This window comes from Tabrizicola thermarum (assembly GCF_003574395.1).
GTDB classification, from domain to species: Bacteria; Pseudomonadota; Alphaproteobacteria; order Rhodobacterales; family Rhodobacteraceae; genus Tabrizicola; species Tabrizicola thermarum.
On the sequence record NZ_QMJY01000039.1, the window covers coordinates 1 to 508 of the forward strand.

1 pseudogene is annotated in these 508 nt (G+C 62.8%); it reads right to left on the reverse strand.

The annotated features are described in order from the left end of the window. Position 1: 1 nt before the first annotated feature. A pseudogene (locus tag D5084_RS09050) lies at positions 2–508 on the reverse strand (IS5 family transposase); the annotation flags it as partial.

The window sequence follows — 508 nt, forward strand, 5'->3', positions numbered from 1 at the left end:
TTCATAGCCAGAACATGACGGTTGCGGCGAGGGCGACGGCGGAGAGGAAGGTCTTGGGGCATCTGTCGTAGCGGGTTGCGATCCTGCGCCAGTCCTTCAGGCGGCCGAACATGATCTTGATCCTGTTGCGGCGTTTGTAGCGTCGCTTGTCGTGCTTGATGGGTTTGCCGCGCGACTTCCGGCCCGGGATGCATGGCTTTATCCCCTTGTCTTTCAACGCATCTCTGAACCAGTCCGCGTCATAGCCCCGGTCGGCCAGCAACCACTCCGCCGAGGGCAAACTGTCCAGAAGGGCTGCCGCTCCGGTGTAATCGCTCACCTGGCCTGCGGTCATGAAGAACCGGATCGGGCGGCCTTCGGCGTCGGTGACGGCATGCAGTTTGGTGTTCATGCCGCCCTTGGTTCGGCCGATCAGACGGCCCCTTTGGTCGTCGGGCCCCCCTTTTTCGACCGCAGGCTGGTCGCCGTGCGGTGCGCCTTCAGATAGGTCGCGTCGATCATCACCGTC